The sequence below is a fragment of the Chloroflexus sp. genome, from assembly GCF_034431535.1.
Lineage (GTDB): Bacteria > Chloroflexota > Chloroflexia > Chloroflexales > Chloroflexaceae > Chloroflexus.
Genome location: NZ_DAOUDC010000017.1, coordinates 41235 through 64653 on the forward strand (window position 1 = coordinate 41235; position 23419 = coordinate 64653).

Here is a 23419-nt window from a genome sequence, read left to right on the forward strand (position 1 = left end):
TGTCCGTCTTAATCAGTGCGCTTTCTCGTGTTTGGTGAACCCCAACACGTTCAGCGCCCGTTGGATCGGCAAACTCGACGAATAGACATCCCAAATCAGGCCGCTGCGCGCATTTTCGAGCATCAGCAATGCGCACCCTTTGTTAATCCCGTAAATCGTCCGGCTATACCATGGCGGCTTCACCGCGAGGTTATAGGCGTCGTAAAAGCCGTATGGCCCGCAGGTTTGCGGCTGCTCGTGGTAGAGGTAGTCAAGCATCGCCAGCACTTCAGCAGGTATGAATGGCATACAGGCAGTGGCATTGCTGATCGAGACTGTGCCGTCGGGTTCGGGCGGCGCCAGCGCCGGCAGCGCGCCGGCGACGACATAGCCGCGTGGGGTGTCGCCGCAGCCAATGCCCCAGCTCCGCTCGTGATAGGTGCGAAACCGATCGCGCAAGCTGAGGCAGAAATCGCGGTTGGCCAGCGCCGCTAGCTGCGCGTTGTTGAACCAATCAACGCCATCGGGATCGCGATAGCTGCGGGTGTCTAGCCACGCTTCGGTGTACTGGTACGCGAAGAGCGTGCCGCCGGGGTTAATAATCACCGGCTGGCCTTGGTAGACGCCGATGTCACGGCGAAAGCCCCGGTAGAGCGCGCGAGCGGTGTTTGCCGGTACACCGAGTGCCGCTTGGATGTAAAGCAGCTTCTGCTCGGCGGCCATATCCCAGTAGCTAATGAATCCCGGCGCACCGGTCACGTAGTCACCGCCGGCATCGGGGTTGTACGACATGCGCAACACCGTTTGGTCGTTGCGCTCGGTGATAAACGCCTTCCAATCGATCCGGTCGAGCAGGCGCATTGCTAGCTCGTCAATCTCGGCGTCGCGAAAATAGGCGGCTGCGGTGAGCACGCCGTTCAGACAGAGACCGGTGTCAATCGTCGAATATTCGCACTGTTGCCAGCGGGTAGCGGTATAGCGATCGAGAAAGTGGGCAAAGAAGCCGTATTGGTGCGGCACGCGCTCGTAGAGCGTGCGGAGCGTACCGCGGGTAATCGCCAGCCCCTCGGCGCGGCTCATCCATCCGCGTTCGACTGCAATTACCCATGCGCTTAAGGCAAACCCAACCGAAGCAATCGAAGCGATGCGCGGGCGATGGATAGCATCAACCGTCAGGCCATAGCCGGGGCTGGCCGGATCGAGATTGGTTCCGGCGCAAAAAAAGGCAAGCGCGCCTTCGATCTCATAATCAAACAAGGTTGCTTCGTCCACAAGCTACTCCAGCGTCTCTGGATGTTTCAGCGATGATGCACGCGCGATAAAGGTGGTGGGAATCCGCTGTGGCGGGAAGACCTCTTCGTGCTCAAGGTAGCTCATCAACCATTTGGCGGCGGTGCCGCCCCATGCCCGCCGTGACGCGCCGATGGTTGAGAGGGGCGGTTGCACGTAACGCGCCAACAGGATGTCGTCGCAGCCGACCACCGCAATGTCGCGCGGCGCTTCCAAGCCGTGTTCGCGCATTGCTCGCATAAAGCCGATCGCCATCTGGTCATTGGCGCAAAAGACTCCTTCTGGCAGATCCCCTTCAGCGATAATCCGCTGCGCCGCCGCGTAGCCCGATTGCTCGGTGAAATTGCCCGGATAGACCCGCACCGAGAGCTGGTGGCGGGCGGCTTCGTTGAGAAACGCCTGCATACGTTCGTTGTTGTCAAACGAGTCGGGCGCGCCGGCCACGTAGGCCAAGTGGCGCAACCCTTGCCGGTAGAGATGGGCGAAGGCTTGGGCGACGCCTTGCCGGTTATCGAGCAACAGCGGGAAGACATGCTCCGCTTCGAGTTGACGATCCATCACGACAATCGGGAATTTCGGCCCGGCTAACCGCAGGATCTGCTCGTCGGGAATGCTAGTATCGAAGACGATCGCACCATCGACTTGGCGGTGGGTGAAGATACGACGCTCGACGCGCGTCTCGGGACAAACAATCAACTCATATTCAGTAGCCAGAATCACTTCGTGAATCCCATCGAGAATCTCTTCGTAGAACGCGCCGGCGAAGCGGGTGATAAATACCCCGATCGTGCGCGACCGGCGCGCTTTGAGGTGGCGGGCAAAGGCATTCGGATGATAGTTGAGCTCCTCTGCTGCTTGCAGCACGCGCTGGCGCGTCTCTTCGCTGATGGTGCCGGTGTGGTTGAGCGCGTATGATGCCGCGGTGACACTCACCCCAGCGCGGCGGGCAACATCTTTGATCGTGGGCATTGTCCCTCCTGAACCAGCTACACGGTCTATCAACACGCTCTGGCAGCGATCGTTCGCTGAATAGCCATTCTACGTTCTCTGTCCGTCCCTCCACCCGCGTGGCGGCTGGCGCCAGATCATCTCACTTCGCCGGTGTGAAACCCAGCTGCGCCAACCCGGTCTGGATCACGGGATTGGTCATCATGACGCGGTGGATCAATCCATCTTGATAATTGACCAGCATCAGCAAGGAAATGCCTTTATCGATCCCGATCACATCAGTGGCGTACCAGTCGCGTGAGAGGTTGAAGGCGTCGAAGAAGCCGTAGCGCCCTTTCAGCCGTTCGAGCGAATAGTAGTAGCGCATCGCCTGCAACGACTCTTCTGGCGTGAAGATGATCGAGCCGATCGCCCCCGCCGGCGGCACCGTGTCGTCAATGAAGTTCGAACGGTTGTCATACCCCGACGGTGGTGCGCCGTAACGCCCTTCATAGCCGTTGGGGCCATCGCACGCGGTCAACCCCCACGCAGTGGGGCCAATCGTGGTGTATTTCGCGTCCATCGTGACGGCAAAGTCGTAGTGGGCGCGCGAGGCGGCCACCGAGTTTTGATGCCAATCGACCCCCTTCCGGTCAACCAAGCCGCGAAAGTCGATCCACGCATGGCTAAATTGGTAGGTGAAGAGCGAACCAAACCACGAGTGGATGAACGGATCTCCCGCGCCGTAACGCCCCTCGTGACGGATGAAGGTGTAGTAAGGCGTTTCGTTAACCGGATGGGTGGGCGATCCCGCGGCCAACACGTAGAGCATCAGTTGTTCGGCGTAAAAGTCCCAATGGCCGCTGAAGCCCTTTTCAGGGGTAAAGGCCATATAGAACATCTGCCGATCTGGATCGAGAAACCACGGCCAATCGACCCGTTCATAGATGGTCGTGGCCAGCGTTTGCACCTCGCCGCCGAAATATTGCCCAGCCGCCAACACCCCCATCAACAAGATGGCGGTGTCAATGCTCGAGACTTCGCTCTGCCAAGCGCGCTGGCCCGTCTTGATATCGACAAAGTGATAGTAAAAGCCTTCGACCACGGCCATCCGTTCCAGCGTCTGCAATGTGCCCAACGCCCGTTCGTAGGCTTGTTCGCGGGTAATGAAGCCACGTTCGACCCCGACAATCAACGCGGTTAGGCCGAAGCCAACCGAGGCGATACTGGCGATGCCGGTTGACCCCGGATAGCGGTCGCGAATCAGGCCAAAGCCGGGGCTGGCCGGATCGGTGTTGGCCTGCTCCCAGAAGAAATCGAAAGCCGCGCGCAGTTCGTAGGCGATGATCTCGTCATCGCTAGCCGTGACTGGTACCGGTGTGACCGATGGCGCCATCGTGGTCGCGGTGGGTAACGGCGCTGGCGTGGCTGGCAGTGGCGTGGGCGAAGCCGCCACCGGCGCAGGTGTGTCCGGCGACGTAACATGTGGTCCCGCAGGTGCAGCGCAGGCGGCCAGCGCCAACACAACTCCAAACAGAATGTTCCACAAGTATAGCTTATTCACCGGCGAGTCCTGATCGTTCAATTGATTCGACAAACCAGCGTTGCAAGATGAAATACATCACCAGTAAGGGCAAAATGGTCAGAAATGTCCCGCTCATCTTGACCGCTTCGTTCAGGCGGTCGAAGATATTCACCATACTGGCAGGGTAGAGATTCTCGTATGCTTGGGTAAATTTGGCCAGTTGCATCGGCAACGTCTGCATACCGCCTTCCAAAAACACCGTCGTCAGGTATGTCTCATTCCAATACCAAACCACCGAGAAGATGAACGAGACGATAAAGGCCGGCACTGCGCCGGGCAGCGCAATCCGCCAAAAGACGGTGAAATCGGACGCGCCATCGAGCCGGGCGGCTTCTTCGAGTGCGCGGGGTAGCGAGAGAAAGTTTTGGTAGAAGATGAGAATGAAGATCGCGCTCTTGAACCCTTGGCCTAACACCGCCGGAATAAGCAGCGCCCAAATCGATCCCAACAGATTGAGATAACGATAGTTGAGCATCTGCGGGATGATCGTGTTTTGCGGCGGGATGACGAACGTGGCGAAGATCAGGGCGAAGAGCAGCGGCTTGCCCCAGAGCCGGTAGCGGGCCAAGCCATAGCCAACCAGCGCGCAGACCACCACCTGCAAGGCCGTCGGAGCCACACTGACCACAATCGTCGAGCGCAGCGTATCGAGGTAGTTGAGCACTCGGTATGCCTTCTGATAATTGCCCAGATACAGCTCGGTCGGCACCCATTGCACCATCGGGTTGAGCAGATCATCCGGGCTTTTGAAGCTGGTGATCGCCATAAATAGCAATGGGTAGAGGTAGACAAATCCGATGGCGATCAAGACAGCATAGAGCAAGACGGTCGGGATGATCCCCGTCCGGTTATGCACGCCCCATACCACTCGCCGTAGATAATCGAACTGTAGCCGCCGCATGTGCTCACCCTTCCAATCCGTGTGTATCTGTGTCTCATTGACGCTATCGCAGCGGTTCGTTCCCGCTGAAAGGGGAGATTGCTTCGGTCGGGCGGCACCCTGCTTCGCGAGTGGCCTCCCTCTCTCGCAATGACAATCTGTGATCCCTTCCACTCCGCATACATCCCCGTCCCATTGCCGCTGACTATCACCGCCAACCTGCTCAATCCTTCACCCGCGGGCGCAGCACCATAAAGGTTGCCACTAACAGCATAATCAACGCCAGCGAATACAAAAACGCCATCGCGCTGGCGTAGCCAATCCCGCCTTCAACGTCGTAAATGCGGGCAGCAATGTATTTGATGACTTTGTTTTCTGAAAAATGTGAAAGCGTAATAACCGTATACAGTGCATTGATTAATGTCGTGGTCGTTAACGATGGCAGCGTAATTTTCCAAAACATCTCCCACGCCGATGCACCATCGACGGCGGCGGCTTCGTAGACGAAGCGGTCAATTTTTTGTAATCCGGCCAGATAGATCAGAATTTGCACCCCCGAAAACCACAAAATCAGAATGAACGATGTCAACAGATACTGCACCGGCTCGCGCAACAGCGCCGGCAGTTGGGCGACAAAAGCCGCTACCGCCGCTGATGACGCCACTTGTGGCGCGGAGGTTGCCCCTTGTGCGACCAGTTCGCCGATCACCGGCCCGCTGGTGATCACGACCGGCAAGAAGAAGATGGTGCGAAAGATACTTCTGCCCCAAAATGGTACATTCAAAAAGAGGGCGATAATCAGCGAAAAGATTAAGATGATCGGCACCGAAATCGCCGTTTCAATCAGATATTCAATCAGTAATTGCACAAAGGTCGGATCAGTAAACAGAGCGCGAGTGTAGTTTTGCCAACCCATCGCTGCTAACTCAATCCCAGTCACTGCAACTTTGACGTTGCTCAGACTATATTGAAAGGTTTGCGCCAGCGGCGCTGCCGTAAACAGCGCGAAGCCGATGATCCACGGCAGCAGAAAGCGATAACCTTGCAGGTTTTCGCGCAGGCGCAAGCGCCGCCGTAATGCGCTCTTGCCCATACCGGTGCTCCTTGATAGGACTAACTCACGCTCGCTCTTTCGATCTGTGTGCATACGTCCCGATCCGTGTATATCTGTGCCCCATTGCTGCTATCGCAGCGGATCGTTCCCACTGAAGGGGGAGATTGCTTCGGGGGCCGCTCTCCCTCGCAATGACAGGCTGATCTGTACATTGCGAGCCGCCGGAGGCGGCGAAGCAATCCCCCGCGCGCACGGGAGCAACCTGCTCAGGCATCCCTCCCTGTACCTCCCTCCCCCGGCGGGGCAGGGCTGGGGTGGGGCCATAGCCCCACCGCCCCCTCGCAATGACAGGTTGGTATTGTCCTTGCGAGCATCATCACCTCTCTAGCACCACCGCCTCGCGTGGCGGGATGGTTCTGCCGGCCAGCGTGACTGGCTGGGTGGTGTAGTTGACCACAATCCGTTTGCCGTTGGCATAGTCGGTGACGGCCACGCCGGGCAGAGGTGTGGTGCGCGCGACGATGGCCGCGCCCTGTACTGGTCCTAGCACCTTCGCCAGCCGTGTGTAGGCCCGTTGCACCTCGTCGCGCCATTGGCGATAGGCCGAGGTGTAAATCCAGTTCGAGCGGGTTTGCAACATCGCCGCCGTCGCTTCGTGGGTCAGCAGGAACGATGGATAGGCGCCATAATCGGCATGGCGCAGCAGGTCTTCTTCCAGATTCGACGAGAAGTTGAGCGGCGGGCCGTAGTATGGGATGTAGCCGGCCAAGACGATTGGCAGGAAGGGCACGGCTTTGGTGGTGTAGATATAGCCGCTGTCGCCAAGCGGCATATCATAGTAGGCGCGAGCGGCTCCCCACAGGTAGGCGTTGGGCCGGTAGAGGGCAAAGGGGCCATTCGCTGCCAATAGCGTTTGATAGGCTTGCAAGATCGCTTCACGGTTGTGGCGGGTTTCGGCCCGAAAATCGCTGTAGAGCCGGAAGCCGATGCCGTCGAGCGCCATGCCTAATCCGGCGGATGCGAAGGCTGTTCGCCATCCAACGATCCGCTGTTTAACCGCTGGTAGGGTGAGGTAGATCTGCTGCATGCCGCGGTGGACGCCGCGCACGCTGGCCCGGTTAATCGCCATCGCTGTCTCGGCGCGGGTGTAACCGCTCTCATCAACAATTCCGGCTTGCGGATCGACGTACAAACTCAGGCTGCCACCCTGCGCGGCAATTGTCTGCGCCAACCGTTCCAATGCCCCCCGGCTGCCCAAAGCGCCTTCGATCCGCAAGTCCAGCGGCAGCGGCGCGGTGGCGCCTTGCGGTTGCCAGCCGTAGTAGACCACTTCCACTCGTTTGGTGGGCAGGTCGGCGAGGATGTCGGCCATCTCGGCGATGGTAGTCATCGGGATGGCCCGTTGCCAGAAGAGTACCCGCTCGCGTTCCGCCCCCAAAAACTCAACCCGCAACGGCAACTCGCCGCTGGCAGCGGTTGGCGGCTGCAAGACGCCTTGTTCGATCAGGTAGCGCTGGTATTCCCGCGCCAAACCGGTATAATCCGCCTCGGCGCCGCTGAGGAAGCGGTAGTGCTGCACGATGTCGAAGGCGTTGGTCTGCGGTTGGATGACCGTCACCCCCGCGCCGGAGCGATTGGTGGGTTGGAAGTAGCTCTCGTTGTAGATGAACAGGTTGTAGAGAAAGTTGAATTTGGTGATGATCCCTGCCGGGTGGGCCAGCAATTCGGCAAAGGCCGATCCTTGTTCGAGAATGGAGAGGAAGGCATGCTGCCCTTCGCCATGCACCATGCCAAAGACCGGTGCCGACAACGGGTAGGTAGGGCGGGTGTCGGGGTTGGCTGGCAGCTCGCCGCGCATGCCCAGATCAGGACCGTAGTAGCGGCCATAGAACATGGTGCTGGCCGTGGTGCGTTCGGCGAAGGCGATCAGGCTGCCGCTGCCGTCGGGAATGAGCATATACCCCGGTGTGGCGGCTTCGCGGGTCGCGCCAAAGAAGGGGTAGAGGTGCAATTGGGCCAATCGGAAGTTGCCCGCTTCGCTGATCCCGCTGAACGGCACCGCCACCCGTACCCCTGCCGGTGTGAGCGTGACCTGTACCGTCACGGTGATGGCCGGTTCGGTAAAGGTGACGTGTCCGCTAAACCCATCACCGAGCAGCGTCACCTCGATCCGGTGATCGGCATTGGTGATCGAGGCCCGTCGGGTGTTCGTGCGCGCATCCATATACTCGATGCTGATCCCGCTGCGAGCAAAGGCCGTCCACGTCCGGTTGAGCCGGTCGTCCGGCGTGACCTCATCGAGGTTCGATGACCAGAGATGCCCGCTGCGCCGGTCGAGCACCTTAAACGCCAGCGTTTCACGGTTGAGGTACAGCTCGAAGCTGGGGTTGGCAGCCACCCGCTCGTAGCCAGCGGGGATGGCGGCATCGCTCACGGCTTGGCTCGTGGCCGGCGCAGTTGCCAGCAATATTGCTGCGATCAGGATGATGAATGGATATGCTTTCACCTTCAGCCTCGTCGGTGATACCAAGCAGCGTTATTACAGACCACGTAACCCGATCTCTTGCCAGACCGCGCTCACAAAGTCGAACAGTTGCCCAAACAGCAAGGACAAGATGTAGGCGGTCAACGCCAGCATCGCCATCGTAAACAGCGTCTTGAGCACATTGCTCATCGTTTCGGAAATGGTGTAGTTGTGAATTTCCCGCACCATAATGAAAAGCATCAATCCAGTCGATGCCAAGATGACCTGCTGCGAAAAGCTGACCAAAAAGACTTCGTTCAGTGTCAGCACATTCGAGGCCGCAATCACCACCGGCATGAACAGTGCATAGGGAACGAGACTGTAGGCGCTGCCGATCACGACATCGCGCACCCGCCCTTCGCCGTCGCTGATGGTTGACACCAGATAGTTAGCGGCGTTCCACAAGCCAAACAGCGCCACCAACAGCGCGATCTCGTTCTCGACCCGAATCTGGCCGGGATAGGCATACGGGTTGAATGGGAAGCCGATCAGGTAGAGCGAGGATATATGCACTGTGATCACCCACAGGTAGATCAGCAAGGCAAAGCGCAGGCTACCGCGCTGGCTGGCCTTAATGTAGTAAAAGCTATCAACCGGGTGGCGCACGAAGCGCAGCAAGAAGATCATGTCATCGATCAGCCGGTACCGGCGCAGTCGGCGCATCCCGTCGCGCAATGGCGTTAGCCAGCCGTGCCGTCGCTCGAACCGGCGGAAGACGCTCTGCCCAAGTGCGGCCAGTGTCACCGCCACGATGAACGGGCCGAGGTACTGCTGCAACACCGCATTGCGCAGCTCCCAGAACGCTTCCGAATAGCCGTTCCGGTCTTCGGCGTAGCGGTAAGTGGCCAGCGCAGCAGGGTCGTCTCCCGCTTTGAAATAGGCGTCGGCCAACCCCTGATAGGCCATGATGAACGAGCCGTTGTAGTTGAGCACTTGCTCAAAGTAGGGTTGCGCTTCACGGTAGAAGCCGGCCAAATAGAGCCGCATCGCGCGATGCACGGTCTCGGCGAAGGCAGTCGCTTGGTAAAGGATCAGCGCATTCTTTTCTTTATCGAGCACGTAGATCGTATCGCTGTAACGGGCAATGCCGGTCGGATTAATGAGTGTGCCACGGCGTTGGTCGCCGTTGTCATGGGCATTGAACATAAACAGCAACGTGCCGTTTTGGTCGTACTCAAACACGCGCCCCTCGCTGTCAACCACCACCAGCAACCCTTCGGTATCGACATGGATGTCGCGGAATGAGGTCGAGCCGTAGATGGTTGGGAAGATGTTCCGCCCCGCCACGGTAAACTTGCGAATGCTTTGATCGGCGAAGGTGCTGGCGGTAATGGTATAGAGCATCGATTGGCGGTCAATCGCCAGATTGGACGGTGAAGCGGCTTCGTTGCGCACTAGTTGAGCCAGTTGCTCTTCGCTTAGAAACATGCGCTGCAAGATCATGCGCAGCGACATCTGGGCAGTGTTGGCGGCGAAGTTGCCGATGAAGCGTCCGTCGGGGTTGAGCTGGATGACCCCTTGCACCGAGCCTTCGCTAATCACATAGAGATTTTTTCGCCGGTCAACCGCCACTTTACGCGGCAAGAAGGTACGGTTCTTGCCGAAGAGCGGTTCGCTGGGCCGGCCAAATTGGTGGCGCAACGCGCCGTCGGCGGCAAAGACCACGATCTGATTGAGGCCGGCATCGGCTACGTAGACCGTCCCTTCATCATCGACAAACACGCCGGTAGGCTTGGTCAGCACCCCTTTGCCATATTCCGCCGCCACGGCCAGCGTCGCGTCGAGCCGCACCACCCGCCCGTTGCCGGTATCGGCAAGGTAGATCACGCCATCCGGGGTCATAAAGAGGTCTTCCGGCCCTGCCACCGGCAAGCCAATCTCATCCGCCGGGATGTAGGCGTCTTGCGTTATATACAGCTTACCGCCGGGGCCGGGAGTCCACGTCACGTAGGGCGTGTCGGCCCGCGCCGGCGGCGTGAGCAACGCCAATCCCAGCGCCAACCCGATGATCGCGCCGATCAAAAACCCTCTTCGTTTGCGGGTGCGCATCAGTTTCATGCGGTTGCCTCTGCGTTGACCCACGCTCGCTGGCGAGCTTACTTCAACCCCGAATGCGACATCGTGCTCATCACTTGGCTCTGCAACAAGATAAAGATGATCAGGTTCGGCAGAAACACGATCAACGACGCGGCTGCCGCCATGCCCTGTCCGGCAACCAGATTGGCCCCCGCCGTGGTTGAGGTCAGGCTGGACAGATAGAAGGCGAAGGTCTTGAGCTGTTCGTCATTGATGTACATCGCCGACGTATCCACGTTATTCCACGAGGCCTGAAAGGCGAGGATTGCAATCGTCGCTAGCGCCGGTCTAGTCAGCGGCAAGATGATGTGCCAGTAGATTTGCAGATCGCTGGCCCCGTCAATTTGGGCGGCTTCGATCATCTCGTTGGGCAGCGCATCCATAAACTGTTTGAGCAGGAACAGACCGACCGGCATGGCCAGCGCGGGCAGAATATGCACCCAGAAGGTATTGAGCAGGCCAAGCTGCTGGATAATCAGAAAGCGCGGGATCGTCACCGCCACCGGCACGAACATAAGCGCGACGGTGTTGATCGCAAACAGTGTATTCTTGAGCCGGAATCGCTTCTTCGAGAGCGCAAACGCCGCCGTTGAGCCGACTCCCACCGAGGCCAGCACTGTCAGCAGCGTCACCAGCACGCTGTTGAACAGGTAACGGCTGACCGGCACCTCTGAGGTGGAGATGCGGGCAAACAGGTCGGTGAAGTTCTTGAGCGTGGGCTGCACCACGAAAAAGCGCGGCGGATAAGCGAACAGCTCCTCTGGCGGTTTGAAGGCGTGCGAGAAGATAAAGACGATCGGTAGCAGCATAAACGCTGCTAGCGGAACCAGCACCAGATAAAACTTGAGCTGGCTCGGATGGAACCCGCGCGGGTTCATGCCGCTGTCACGCAGACTATAGCTCAACCAGCGTTTGCGCCTCATCTCAATCCTCGCGGAACAGTCTGTTGGCCAGCCGGTTAAACAGCAACACCATCAACAGCAGCACCACCGAAACGGCGGCGGCGTAACCCATTTCGTAGCGTAGAAAGCCGTAGTCTTCGATATGGTTGACGATCAGTTGGCCGGCGTACTGCGGCGTCGGGTTGCTGCCCGACAGCGCCACCCCGATCGTGCCGGCCTGAAACGCGCCGACAATCGCCATCACTGCGCCAAACAACATCTGCGGCTTCATCGACGGGATGGTGATGTAGATAATCTCTTGCCAGCGGCTGCTGACCCCATCGAGCGCGCCGGCTTCGTATAATTCGGGATTGATGTCGAGCATGCCGGCCAGCATGGCCAAAAAGCCGACTCCCATACTGCTCCACAAGGTAACGATGATCATAATCGTCATCAAATACTCTGGCGATTGCAGCCACTGGATCGGCGCTTGAATCAGGTTCAAGCTGAGCAGAAAACTGTTGAGGTAGCCATTCTGATCGCCGCTAAACAGCGTCTGCCAGACCACCGCCATCGCTACGCCGCCAGTCATCGACGGCGAGTAGAGGATGAGGGCAAAAATGGTGCGCGGCGTGCGCGGCAATTGGGCCAACATCCACGCCAGCAAAAAGGCCAGCACATAGCCCCCCGGCCCGACCAGCACCGCAAACTGGATCGTGTTGGGCAAGACGTAGCGCATAAAGATGTCGTCTTGGGTCAGCAACACGATATAGTTGAGCAAGCCGTTGAACTGCGGCGGCTGGATCGAGTCGAAAAAGGTGAACGAGAGCAAGAAGGCTGCCAGCACCGGAATCGCGATAAAGATCGCGAACAGCACCGCATACGGGGCGATGAAGCCGTAAGCGCTCGCCTCTTTGCGCCACTGCCTGCTCAATTGGCTGCGCCACTCAGTTTGCATGCGCCATCCACTCCTTCACCGTCTCGATAGTCGGGGTCGTCATCGTGCGCACCCGCTCGCCATTGCGGATGTAGCCGAACTCGGTCATCTTGCGCACAATCTCGCGGTTGATCACCGTCACCGCATTGTCAATCGTGACGCGCGGGTTAGCTCCCTGAAAGACGATCCGGTTCCAGACGTTGCTCAACTCGCGTTCTTGCATATAGCTGCCCGGCAGCTTGATCGGCTCTTGCAGCCATTGCCACTGCTGCAAAATCACGTCGCGGTGCGCCGCCAAAATCGGGGTAAAGCGAAACGCCTCTAGGTTCGCTGAATTCCACAAATATTCCAACCCAAAATTCATGATTAATTCTTGCTGGAACGCAACCTGCGTTTCGGTTGCCATCCACCACTTTAGGAAGGCCCACCCCTGTTGCGGCTTGTCGGTATTGGCGAACATCATAGCTGCCTGCGCTGAGCCGGTCGCATAGCGCAACTGCCTGCCATCAGGCAAGACGGTGGCCGGGTAGAGGGCGATATCCCACAACCCATCGATCTCCGGCGCCGCAGTGAGCAATTTGAGGTAAGTTTCAAAGTTCGAGATGCCGACCGGCGTTTCACCGGCGCGAAAACTGTCATAGAAACTGGCCGTGGTCAGCGGCATGCCGTAGATGGTGAAACTCTCGGCCATAAATCGGATCGCCTGAATCGCTTCGTCCGACCCCAAGCCCGACATACCATCGGGTGTGTAGAGCGACGCGCCGTAGTTGAAGAGGTAAGGGGCCGTGACCAGATAGCCCTTCATGCCGCCGCCGCTTGAGAGCGGCGTGTTGTAGTTCATGCCGAAACGCTGTAATTCGGGCAAAATCTCTAATACTTCATTCCACGTTTGCGGCACCGGTAAATTTAGCGTTTCCAGAATATCTTTGCGGTAGAACGTCACCCAAAAATCTTGCGTTTCAGGAATAGCGTATACCGAGTCGTTAATGATGTAGCTCAAGAGCGAGCCGGGGGCATAGATGCGGATGAAGCGGTCAAAGTCAGGGAAGCTGCGCAAATCGTAGAGCGCATTGCGGATCGCCAACTCATACGGGATGTTGGTGCTGACGCCGAGCGCAATATCGGGTTGAGTGCCGGCGGCGCAGGCCAAGATCAGCTTCGATTCGTTGGGCATAATCGAAAACTTGACCTTGATCCCGCTCTGTGGCGTGAAGCGTTCGTCGGCTAAGCGTTGAAGCAGATTGACATATTGTTGCGGGCGATTCACCCACACTTCCAGCTCATCCGGCGCCGCGCCAATGCTCTGGTAGGGATTGCTGTGGAAAGAGGCAAGAAACCGCTGGAACCAATCGGTCACGATTGCGCCGGCGGTGATGTTCGGTTCGGGAGGGATGATGTCCGGCGAATGGATGTAGATAGTATCAAGCGCCAGCGGTTGGCTCTGCAACGAGGGCAAGATGCTGCCGAGCAAGTGCGCCGCCGAACCGGCCCCTTCCGACAACCGGCTCATGCGGGTCGGAATCCGGTTGGGGTCTTGGGCCAGCACCTCGAGGTTGTCGATTGCCATCTGGTAAGCGAGCACCTCTGGCGAGGCCGGGGTCTGGTTGACGGCCAGCAGGGCCTGTTGGTCGGTGCGCAGTTGGTTGACCAGCGCTGCCAGCCGTTCGCGAATATCGGGAATGTAATCGGCGATCTCCCACTCTTTGTAAATATCGATCTGGTTGCCGGTAAGGCGCTTGATTGCGAAGGCCAGATCGGCAATCGCCTTCAAACCGGCTCGCACCCGCTCGATTGAGTCGTGATAAGGCGCGGTTGTGGCTTCGATGCCCAAGACGTGCCGACCTCGCTCAAGATAGATCTGGTACGGTGTCGCTCCGCCCAAGGTATTGTTACGCCAATTCGGGTTATAGCTAAACGGTACCGCATTCAACTCGGCAAACAGCACCTGATCATCAATCAGGATGCGGCGATACACGGTAAAGTGATTCTTGTAATCTTGGATAGCGCGCAGGGTGATCGCATACCAGCCGCTCTGCGGTACGGTAAACTCGTAGTAGACCGTCGTGCCGCTGCGGCTCCAACTCTCGCCGCCGAGGGCATTCATCCGCAGATGGTAGGGGTCGTAGGGTGTCACGTCCAGATTGCGACGGCTGATCGGGCGCACGCTGGTATCATTCTTAAAGCTTGGCCGCTCGGCGGCGAGTTCGATCAGTACTCCGCTGCTGGCCGGCGCTTGCCGGCTAGCGCGGTAGACAGCGTAAGATGGGTACGAGTCGATTGCCGGCAGCAGATAGAAGCTGCCCAGCACCAGCTCGCTTTCGCCGAGACTGAGTGAAATGCGCTGGCGACCCGCCGGCAGCGTGAGCGCGATCGGGTACGGCTGGCTGAAGTTGGGGTCGCGCAAGAAGACGCGGCTCCAGCGGGCCAACCGGGCCTGCGGGATCAGGGTTTCGTTGCCGTAGCGGTCGAGCGGGAACTGATCGGCAGTATCGTGATAGAACAGCGGCACCATCAGCCGCCAGCGCTCAGGTTGGCCCTCGATCTGCACGAGCAGTTCAGGCGGGATAAAGGTGACCGCTTCCGGCACGGCGGCGTCAATCGCTAACGCATACGCGCCGGCTTGCGGCACGGTGACGGTAAACGAGACCTGATCGCCGGCGCGCAGCATGACGCTCGGCTTGGCGTAGCTCGCCGCCAACGGATGGGTTGCCGCCGGCAGACCGAGCGTGTCGGCGCGCACCTCAACCACTGGCGCACTACCGCCCTCGGCCTGCACCGGCAGCGGGCCGACGAGCAGGCTAGCGAGTGCCAGCCAAAGTACGATGAGGAGGCGGATAGCGGTTGTGATCTGCCAGCGCCAACCCATAGCTTCACCTAAATATCACTACGAACGATGTGTTGATGCTGTGCGGGAGATGCACGGTAGTGCGAGAGCCGCACCGTCGTGCGTTTGTACCTACTACCGTAAGGCGGCGTCAACCTCGGCCCGCGCCGTATCGAGGATATTGTTGGCGAACGTCTCTAATTTCGGTGCGTAATCCTCGTACTTGTAGATGCCATCGCCGGCGCGGAAGAACATGAACCACATGTTCACGTCTTTGTCTTCGCCGATGTCAATGCCCGGCTTGCCTTCCCAGCGCGCTTGGATGTACCCCGGCACCAGTTTGGCCAGCGACTCGACAAGGCTATTGTCAAGATTGGCCAGCGCGGCGTTGAGACCCGGCTTGTCGAAGAATTGGCGGTAAAGCGCCAGCGACTCAGTGTCAATCGCGACCGGCATCTTGCTCGGTACGCTGCCCATCTCGCGGGCCAGTTCCACCTCTTTGGCGTAAGCGGTGCGGGCAAAGGTCATCCAGCGCGCGAATTGGTAGGCTTCCTCTAGATTCGGCGCCGTCTTCGAGACAACGATGATGTCCATCACAATCGCCTGATTGCCGCCGGGGATGCCGACGAAGTCCCAGTCAAAGGTAGCGTTCTGCGCAATCTGCGGAATGGCCCAACCGCCTTCCCAACGCATGCCGACTTCCTGATTCAGGAACAGCTCCCACGGCCCAGCCGACTTGAAGTTCACCTTCTGCTCGTCGGTCAACCCTTGCCACGTATAGGGCTTCAGCTCGGCCACCCGCGCCACGGTGTCTTTGAAGGCGGCGGAGTTGTAGTTCATGTGAATGCCATCGAAGCTGAACCACTGCAACTTGTTGTCGAGCACGTGCGGGTACCAGCCCATCACGAACTCCATCTCGTCGAGGCCGAGAACGCCTCGGGATGGGTTGTGCAGGCCGGTCACCGCCGCGTTGAACTCGTCGAGCGTGAAGCCGTACTCAGGCGCATCAAGGTTAGCCGCTTCGTAGAGATCGCGGTTGACGAAGTACCCCATAATGAACTGCGCCGCCGGCAAACCCATCACCTTGCCGTTATAGGTGACACCTGACCGCAGCACTTGCGGGATGAGTGCCCAATCGGGATCGTTCGCCACCAGCTCGGTCAAATCGGCCAGCCAGCCGTTCTTAACGTAGAGCGGCATATTGTTGGCCATAAAGACATCGGGCAGCGCGCCACGAGCAGCATAGGTATTGAGCATATCGTCCCAATTGCCGCCCGCCATATCAACAAACTCGATCGTCACGTGCGGGTTCATCTCAGTATACGCCTTGACCAAGCGGCGCTGGATGTTGTTCTCTTCCTCGGTGCCGAGGTTCCAGTTGGCGTAGCGCAGGGTCACCGGTTGCTTGGCGGCAGCAGTGGGCGCAGCAGTGGGCGCAGCCGTCGGTGCGGCGGTCGGTTGCTCAGGGGGTGTCTGTGGCGCAGCGGTTGGTGCTTGGGGAGTCGGTGGCATAGCCGCTGGCGTACAGCCGGTCATGGCCGCGAGCAACATCAGTATCACGAGCAGGAAGCCACCTTTGGCAGCGGGTTTCATGCATTTCCTCCTTGACATGCAAACAGAGCTACGAACGAACGTTGCGGCATTGCAATCAGGTTTTTCGGCGCGTGTCACCTCCTTTCGCAACGGTGCGCCACGCAGGATGTTGGCGCATTGATATGGCGAGCGGCAGCTTGGCTGCCGCTGCGACACTCGTTACCCCAAGACCACCCGCACCCGGTGGGTCTGGCCATCGGCAAAGACCGGCACGACGTTGCCAGCGAGCGGCTGGCCGTCCACCTCTACCGTTGCCACACCCCGGCTCACGTGCTGCGGGTTGAGCACCTCGATCTCGTATACCGCACCGCGGAACGAACGGCGCACGGTGAACCGATTCCATGCCGCCGGAATCAGCGGATCGATCAGCAAGCCATTGGCCTGCGGCCTAATTCCCAAAATCCAATGGGTCGCCATCCGGTGCAGCCACTGGGCCGAACCGGTGTACCACGTCCAGCCGCCGCGCCCGAAATACGGCGATTGCGGGCCGTCAACGTTGCCCGGCGTAACGTAAGGTTCAGCTTTGTAGCGATCCGGGTCGGCGCTGCGGTTGGGCGGGCAGATACGGCGATAGGCTTCATAAGCCTGCTCGGCGTCGCCGAGCAGGGCGTAGGCCCACACCGACCACGTGGCAGCGTGGGTATAGACGCCGCCGTTCTCGCGCAAGCCCGGCGCGTAGCGGGTGACATAACCGATGTCGGGACGGGGGCGGGTAAAGGCGGGATAGTTGAGCAACGTGCCATACTCGCAGAGCAGGTAGCGCGAAACCGACTCCATCGCCTGCCAAGCTCGTTCGCGATCGGCAATGCCGCTAATCACTGCCCAAATATTCGGCATCAAAAAGATGCGGCCCTCATCATTCGCATGCGATCCGAGCGGCAATCCATCATCGGTCGTCGCCTGCAAAAACCACTCGCCATCCCAGCCGTAGCGGTTCGTCGCCCAACGCAGTGTCTCGCGCACCGCCGCGCAGCGTTCGGCGAACACCTCATCGCCGCGTTGCTGCGCCAGCGGCATCCAGCGCTCAAGGATCACGTAGAGAAACTCAGCCACCCAAAAACTCTCGCCGCGCAGATGGGTGCCAACCGCATTGAGGCCATCGTTCCAATCGTGATCACCCATCAGTGGGATGCCGCGGGGCGAAAAGCGGCTGAACGCGCGCTCGATCGCCCGCTTGCAATGCAGGTAGAGCGGCTCCGCCGGGCCGTTGAGATACGGCACTGGCTCATCCAGAATTGCGACATCGTTGGTCTCTTGCAGGTACGAATCAACGATAAACGGCAGCCAGAGCAAGTCGTCCGAACAGTTGGTGCGTGGCCCGCCGCCCCGGATCGAAAACCACCAGTGCAGCACATCGCCTTCGATAAATTGTTGGGAGGCGTGGAGCAAGATCTGGCGCTTGGCCAAAGCAGGATCACAGACCAAGAAAATCTGGCTGTCTTGCAACTGATCGCGGAACCCGTAGCCTGCCGAGACTTGATACAACGCTGACTTGGCCCACAACCGGCCAGAAATCGCCTGATACTTCAGCCAATAGTTAGTCATCAGATTAAGTGCCGGATCGGGCGTTTCGACATGCTCGGCTTCAACCAGCCGCGACCAGAAGGCATGCACCGCTGCAAGCGTTTGGGTGCTGGCAGCCGGCGATGTGAAACGGCGGATCAACTCGGCGGGGTCTTCGCGGCCCTGCTCGGCAGCACCTAGCGTAAAGACGATCGTATGACTTGCCCCTGGCGACAGCGCCACCTCAACCTGCAACGCGCCGATTGCATCGCCAAAGCGACCGGTGCGTCCGGCCAAGGACGCCATCCGCATCGCCTGCGGATGCTCAAGGCTCTGGTACAGGCCGATAAACGACTCCTTATCGCCATCGAAGCTCTTGAGCGGCTCGCTGGCGGCGATAAACGCCACGTAAGGCCAATCGATATTGTTATGCCGGCCTGCCTCATCGGCAAAACCCCACAAATATTTGCGCGCCAGCAACGCATGTAGCGACAGATCGACCGCCGTATCAATGAACAGCTTATGAAACTCGCGATGCTCATCGGGCGCAAATCCCAACAACCACTCGACATAGGTCGTGACATCGAGCCGGCGGGGCTGGTCGGTCAGATTGGTCAACGTCAGCTCAATCAGCTCAACCGGATCGTGCGGCGCGACAAAGACGGTCAACCGGCTACGGATACCGTGTACCTCCTGCGTGAAACGCGAATAACCGAGACCGTGGGTCACTTGATAGTGGTCATAAGCATGCAGCGTCGGCTTATACGTCGCCGACCAAAACTGGCCGCTGTCGAGATCGCGCAGATAGAGATACTTCCCCCAATTGTCTTGCACCAAATCCTGAAACGAGCGGGTAATCCGGTTCTGGCCGGCGTTGTTACGCCAGCTATAGCCCGAACCGGTCTGCGACACTATCAGCGCATAGTCGCCGTTACTGATTACATTCCCCCAAGGGCGCGGTGTCAGCGGCGTGGTGATGATGTATTCGCGGCCATCGGCGCTGAAGTAGCCGTAACGACTAGGAAAGAGGCGTTCCATAACACTCCGTTGTGAAAAGAGACAGCAACCCGGTTATCGTTAAATGAAACGTTTCATTCAGGCAAATAAAAAATTGCCTCGATCGACAAAGAGCAGTTGTGACTGATAGGTTTATTGTAGCACCACTTTTTTCCTTGTCAAGACCGTGTGTGTAACGTTTCATTGAAAATTGATGGAAGCGCAATCATTGAACTATCGCCTGTCTAGCCGCGCACGGTTGAGAAGTGAAATGTTTCACTGAAAGATTGCTGCTTCCGCTCACCCATCTGGTTCAGCGGGAAGGATGGCTGAGCGGGGTATTCCCGTGCTCGCGGGGGATAGCGTCGCCGCTTGCGCGGCTCGCAAGGACACGGGCCATTTGTCATTGCGCGGGGGCGCAGCCCCCGAAGCAATCTCCTGCTGTGGCGGAATGCGTGCCTGAGTGGGTAGTTGCCGTGCTCGCGAGAGATTGCTTCGCCGCTCCGCGGCTCGCAATGACACAGGGGGAGCGGGGGGATTGCCTCGCCGCCCTTTCGTGTACAATAGAAACAGCGCCGTGATCAGCGAGACCGAGGTGAGCTATGCGACTCAGCGAAGATAAAGTGCGCCGGATTGCCGAGCGCTTGCACGACGAATTGGCCGAGCGCGGCTTGTTGGCCTACCGCGACCGTCCCGGCCAGCGCCCTAGCGATGGCCGCGCCTTGCGGGTCAAAGCGATCTACGATGCTATCGTAGCCGATTTGAAAATTGAGGAAGAGATTGATGCTGAGGTCGAGCGGATTCTGGCAACCTACAGCCGCGAGATTAAGGGTACTGAGCGCGATATTCTCTTCCGCAAGCATAAGGAAGAGGTAGCGCGCAAGCGAGGATATGTGTTGTAGGGGGGCTGCTGCTGGGTAAGCAGGGGTCTTTGGGCGTTCAGCTTCCGGTGCGCTTGTATGTATTTTATGGAGTGCGGCAGTTTGACTGCCACACTCCATAATGGTGTCACGCACCGTGCTCCCTCATTTCACCCAATAGAGCAGAATGTAGTGCGGCCCAGTGTGCGGCACCACGAATTCTGCGCCGTGCGTCACGAAACCAAAGGCAAGATAAAACGGCAACGCGCTTGTGCGCCCGTGACACCAGATCATATCGCCGCCGTGACGCCGGACATGCTCGATCCCGGTTTGAAGCAACGCTTGGCCAATCCCCTGTCGGTGGAAGGCGGGCAAGACTCCCATGCCGCGCAGCCGCCACGCCGCGCGGGCCGGTACGTCGGGAAACGCTTCGGGGGCAAATGAGGCAATACCTACAAGCTGCTCGCCAATGAAACCGCCGGCGTGCAACGCCAGCGGGTGGTCGTCGCCGGGATAGACGAGTTCGTCAATCGCTTGGTGCGGGCGCAGGATTTGTTGGCGCAGCGGCCGGGTCGCGGCGGCGCTGATGGGGCGAATGGCGTAGTTCATACGTGTTTATGCCTTAGACTCTAAAGACTCTAACGCAAAGACGCAAAGATATTTGAGATTGATCCAAGGTAAGCTTTCACCACACCATAACATGCTCTGCGCCCTCTGCGTCCTTCGTGCCTTTGCATGTAACCTTCTCTACGTCTTTACTCACTCTGCGCCTTTGTGTTTAACCTTCTCTGCGTTTTTGCTCACTCTGCGCCTTTGCATCGAGATAGTCTTGCAAGATGATTGACGCGGCGACCTGATCAATCTGCTCTTTGATCTTGGCCGGTTTGAGGCCGAGATTGCGCAGCATCTGCTCGGCGGCGACGCTGGTCAGCCGCTCGTCGAACATTTCGACCGAGCACGTGAGTGCCGCGGCCAACGCATCGGCAAAGCGTTGCACTACAACGGCTTGTGGGCCGTGTTCGCCGCGCATCGTCAGCGGCAATCCTACTACCACCCGAGTCACGCCGCGCTCGGCGACTAGCCGGGCAATCTGGGCAATGGCTCGTTCGGGCGGGTGGGCAGCGATCGTGGTGAGCGGCGCGGCAATGCGCGCACTGGCGTCGCTGATTGCGACGCCGATGCGCCGTTCGCCGACATCAAGGCCTAGGATGGTCTGTTCGTTGGTTGTGTTCACGTTAGCCGGATATGATTGCAACACAGAGGGCACTGAGGCGTCTATATCCGCTGTGTTGTGGCAGACACTCTACGCTTGCGATAAATCTGTTGTACTGCAAGCAGTTGCCGTGGGCGCGGCGTTTTGCCATCCTCGCAACGTGCCCTCCTCACTCAATCCGAATCCGGAGCTGCCAGCTCCAACCGGGTAAGCGGTCAACATCTGGCGGCAGCGTAAAGCCGGCCAGCCTCCCGCTCGCCACCAGCGCCTGCAAGCCGGCTTCGGCTTCGGCGCGGGTGCGACCGATCACCGCATTCTGGATCGCTGCGCGCGTTGCCGGATCAAGCTCGTTGCTGCAAGCCGGGTCTGGCCCCACCGCGCCATCAACGCGCAGGGTTGCACCATCCCAGCGCCAGCCGTTGATCACGGCGGCCTTGCAGTCACCCGGACGCAACTGGCCATTTTGGATCAGTTGGGTATTAAACGCATCGGCCAATTGGCGTTGGAAGTTGGCTGGCTCGCCGCTAACCGCCAATCCGCTGTAGTTCGCTTGCACGGTCAAGGTAAAGAAGCGATTGTCTTTTGGCAGCGACGTACCTAGCGGCGGATCCACGATCTGCTCGAAGCCGGCCAGTTGCTCAAGCTCGGCCCGGCTCGGCGAGACAGTGGTCGGTTCGAGGCGGAGATTGCGGGCTAATGCGAGGCCATCGAGCTGCCGGCGCGCCTCTTGGTCGAGCCGGGTCAACGCCTCGGCCAGATAGCGGCGCACGTCGCTCTCTTTAATCACAAACACCTCTTCATCGGTACCGCCGCCGATCGCATCATGCACAATCGTTAGCACGCCGCCGGTGAGATTAATCGTTGGCCCGCCGGGAATGCGCAATTCGCGGATGCTATTGGCAGGAACGTTGGAGGCGCTGCCGGGTGAGCGAGCAATAATCCGCACTTGCGCTTCGCCGAGCGTAGTGATGATCTGGTTGCCGCGATTGGTGGTCACTGCGCCGGGTACGGTCACGTCGGTTTCGCTGATGAAGGGAATCGGCTGATTGTTTGGCCCAAAGGCGATAAACTCGCTCCCTGCCGGAATGGTGATCGGCTGGGTATTCAGATTGCGGAGAATGATTGAACCCTGCGCACTGCTGACCGGCGTCATCACACCGTCTGTCACTTCGCCGCGCAGACTGATGGCAACCGTTGTGCCGATCGGGTCAGCGGCGACGGCGCCATTACCGCTTGGCGCGGTGACCGGGATCATTGGCAGCGCCAAGCCGGTGATCGGGTTCGTATCGCGGGCCGGCAAGCGCACAATCACCGTCGCGCTGCGCGTCACTATCAGTAACACGCCGAATATGGCAATCATCACCACCAACACGATTAGCAGGATCGTGGCAAGGCGCGATTGCCGGCGAGCGGCAGGTTGGGAGGCGCTGCGCGGGGTAGGAGCGGGCGGCAGCGCACCTGCCGGTTCACGCCGGGGTTGGGTGGGAGCGCGTTGGGCGCGATCAGCGTCGCTACGCTGTCCAATCTGGCTGGCCCGCGCCTGTTCAGCCGCTGAGAGTTGAATATCTTCGGGCCGCACCCGCGGCGCTTGGCGCATCGCTTCACGCGCCGGCGGAATAGGCGGCGGCGGCGAGCCGGTGCGCTCTTGCTCGAAGGCGGCAGCCAGATCGTCAAGCGCGTCGAAGAACTCTAGGTCATCATCACCCATCGCTTGGGCTGGCGGTGCCGCTGCGCCACTGGTCGTGGTTGGAATAGGCCGCGTTACTGGCGCTGCCATCGGGCGGGTCTCAGCCGGTGCCGGTTTCGGCGGTTCAAACAGCTCTCGATCATCAACCTTGCCGGTCGCGGCCAGCTCATCGAGTGCGGCCAGAAACTCAAGATCTTCAGCCAGCAAATCTTCGCCGGCAGGCGGCGGGGGAGGCGCCGGCGCTTGCACATGCGCGCCGGTGACTTCGATCGTGGTTAGCCGGCTCTGGCGGGCCGCTTTAAGAATGGCCGGGTCAGAGCTAATAATCGTGAGGGCAATGCCGGCGGCAGCGGCCAATTCGCGTAACGTATCGGTACCAGCGACGCGCTGGAGAAAACTCGTTCCTTCGGGGGCTAAGATCTGGACATTCGCGGCATGGGCGGCGCGTACCCGCGCCATCAGCGACTCGGCGGTATCATCGGGTAGCGCAAGGACAATCGCTGTTTCGTCGGTGATCATAGCCCCTCACCCCCGGCCCCTTTCCCCGCATGCAGGGAGAGGGGCGCTGTAGCAATGCGTCAACGTTATTCTATATGCTCACGGTATAAGT

The 23419-nt window shown here is 59.3% G+C and carries 16 protein-coding genes; 1 reads left to right on the forward strand and 15 read right to left on the reverse strand.

Annotated elements, in window-relative coordinates; all coding sequences use genetic code 11:
• Nucleotides 1–12: 12 nt before the first annotated feature.
• The 12 genes from U9R61_RS04475 to U9R61_RS04530 all read right to left on the reverse strand — a co-directional run bounded on the left by U9R61_RS04475 (nucleotide 13) and on the right by U9R61_RS04530 (nucleotide 19091).
• On the reverse strand, nucleotides 13–1251 hold the full coding sequence (locus U9R61_RS04475) for a glucoamylase family protein (protein WP_322487622.1): 1239 nt from the start codon (nucleotides 1249–1251) through the stop codon (nucleotides 13–15).
• Between the two features lie 3 nt (nucleotides 1252–1254).
• Nucleotides 1255–2238: a LacI family DNA-binding transcriptional regulator gene (locus U9R61_RS04480; RefSeq protein ID WP_322487623.1), complete on the reverse strand. Its 984-nt coding sequence runs from the start codon at nucleotides 2236–2238 to the stop codon at nucleotides 1255–1257.
• A 121-nt stretch (nucleotides 2239–2359) separates the two neighbouring features.
• Nucleotides 2360–3760 carry a glucoamylase family protein gene (locus U9R61_RS04485; RefSeq protein ID WP_322487624.1) on the reverse strand — a complete coding sequence of 467 codons (1401 nt, stop codon included), beginning with the start codon at nucleotides 3758–3760 and terminating at the stop codon, nucleotides 2360–2362.
• A complete protein-coding gene (locus U9R61_RS04490) occupies nucleotides 3753–4682 on the reverse strand; it encodes a carbohydrate ABC transporter permease (protein WP_322487625.1) in 930 nt (309 codons plus the stop codon). The genes U9R61_RS04485 and U9R61_RS04490 overlap by 8 nt, the downstream gene beginning before the upstream one ends.
• A gap of 202 nt (nucleotides 4683–4884) precedes the next feature.
• Entirely contained in the window at nucleotides 4885–5754 is an 870-nt protein-coding gene (locus tag U9R61_RS04495; protein ID WP_322487626.1) for a sugar ABC transporter permease, read from the reverse strand.
• Nucleotides 5755–6091: 337 nt separating this feature from the next.
• A complete protein-coding gene (locus tag U9R61_RS04500) occupies nucleotides 6092–8221 on the reverse strand; it encodes a DUF5696 domain-containing protein (RefSeq protein WP_322487627.1) in 2130 nt (709 codons plus the stop codon).
• A gap of 33 nt (nucleotides 8222–8254) precedes the next feature.
• Nucleotides 8255–10297: a YIP1 family protein gene (locus U9R61_RS04505; RefSeq protein WP_322487628.1), complete on the reverse strand. Its 2043-nt coding sequence runs from the start codon at nucleotides 10295–10297 to the stop codon at nucleotides 8255–8257.
• A 38-nt stretch (nucleotides 10298–10335) separates the two neighbouring features.
• Nucleotides 10336–11238 carry a carbohydrate ABC transporter permease gene (locus U9R61_RS04510; RefSeq protein WP_322487629.1) on the reverse strand — a complete coding sequence of 301 codons (903 nt, stop codon included), beginning with the start codon at nucleotides 11236–11238 and terminating at the stop codon, nucleotides 10336–10338.
• Nucleotide 11239: 1 nt separating this feature from the next.
• A complete protein-coding gene (locus U9R61_RS04515) occupies nucleotides 11240–12154 on the reverse strand; it encodes a carbohydrate ABC transporter permease (protein WP_066789680.1) in 915 nt (304 codons plus the stop codon).
• Nucleotides 12144–14999, reverse strand: a complete 2856-nt coding sequence (locus U9R61_RS04520) for an extracellular solute-binding protein (RefSeq protein WP_322487630.1) — start codon at nucleotides 14997–14999, stop codon at nucleotides 12144–12146. The genes U9R61_RS04515 and U9R61_RS04520 overlap by 11 nt, the downstream gene beginning before the upstream one ends.
• Before the next feature lie 93 nt (nucleotides 15000–15092).
• Nucleotides 15093–16550 carry an ABC transporter substrate-binding protein gene (locus U9R61_RS04525; RefSeq protein WP_322487631.1) on the reverse strand — a complete coding sequence of 486 codons (1458 nt, stop codon included), beginning with the start codon at nucleotides 16548–16550 and terminating at the stop codon, nucleotides 15093–15095.
• Nucleotides 16551–16709: 159 nt separating this feature from the next.
• Nucleotides 16710–19091, reverse strand: coding sequence for a GH36-type glycosyl hydrolase domain-containing protein (locus U9R61_RS04530; RefSeq protein WP_322487632.1), 2382 nt, complete (start codon nucleotides 19089–19091; stop codon nucleotides 16710–16712).
• Between the two features lie 560 nt (nucleotides 19092–19651).
• Between U9R61_RS04530 and U9R61_RS04535 the strand changes: the two genes are divergently transcribed.
• Nucleotides 19652–19951 carry a DUF507 family protein gene (locus U9R61_RS04535; RefSeq protein ID WP_066789688.1) on the forward strand — a complete coding sequence of 100 codons (300 nt, stop codon included), beginning with the start codon at nucleotides 19652–19654 and terminating at the stop codon, nucleotides 19949–19951.
• Nucleotides 19952–20074: 123 nt separating this feature from the next.
• Here the strand turns inward: U9R61_RS04535 and U9R61_RS04540 are convergent, their stop codons facing one another.
• The 3 genes from U9R61_RS04540 to U9R61_RS04550 form a co-directional block, all read right to left on the reverse strand.
• Entirely contained in the window at nucleotides 20075–20518 is a 444-nt protein-coding gene (locus tag U9R61_RS04540; RefSeq protein WP_322487633.1) for a GNAT family N-acetyltransferase, read from the reverse strand.
• A 169-nt stretch (nucleotides 20519–20687) separates the two neighbouring features.
• Nucleotides 20688–21143 carry a Holliday junction resolvase RuvX gene (gene ruvX, locus U9R61_RS04545; protein ID WP_322487634.1) on the reverse strand — a complete coding sequence of 152 codons (456 nt, stop codon included), beginning with the start codon at nucleotides 21141–21143 and terminating at the stop codon, nucleotides 20688–20690.
• A 148-nt stretch (nucleotides 21144–21291) separates the two neighbouring features.
• A complete protein-coding gene (locus U9R61_RS04550; protein WP_322487635.1) occupies nucleotides 21292–23328 on the reverse strand; it encodes a hypothetical protein in 2037 nt (678 codons plus the stop codon).
• Nucleotides 23329–23419: the final 91 nt, after the last annotated feature.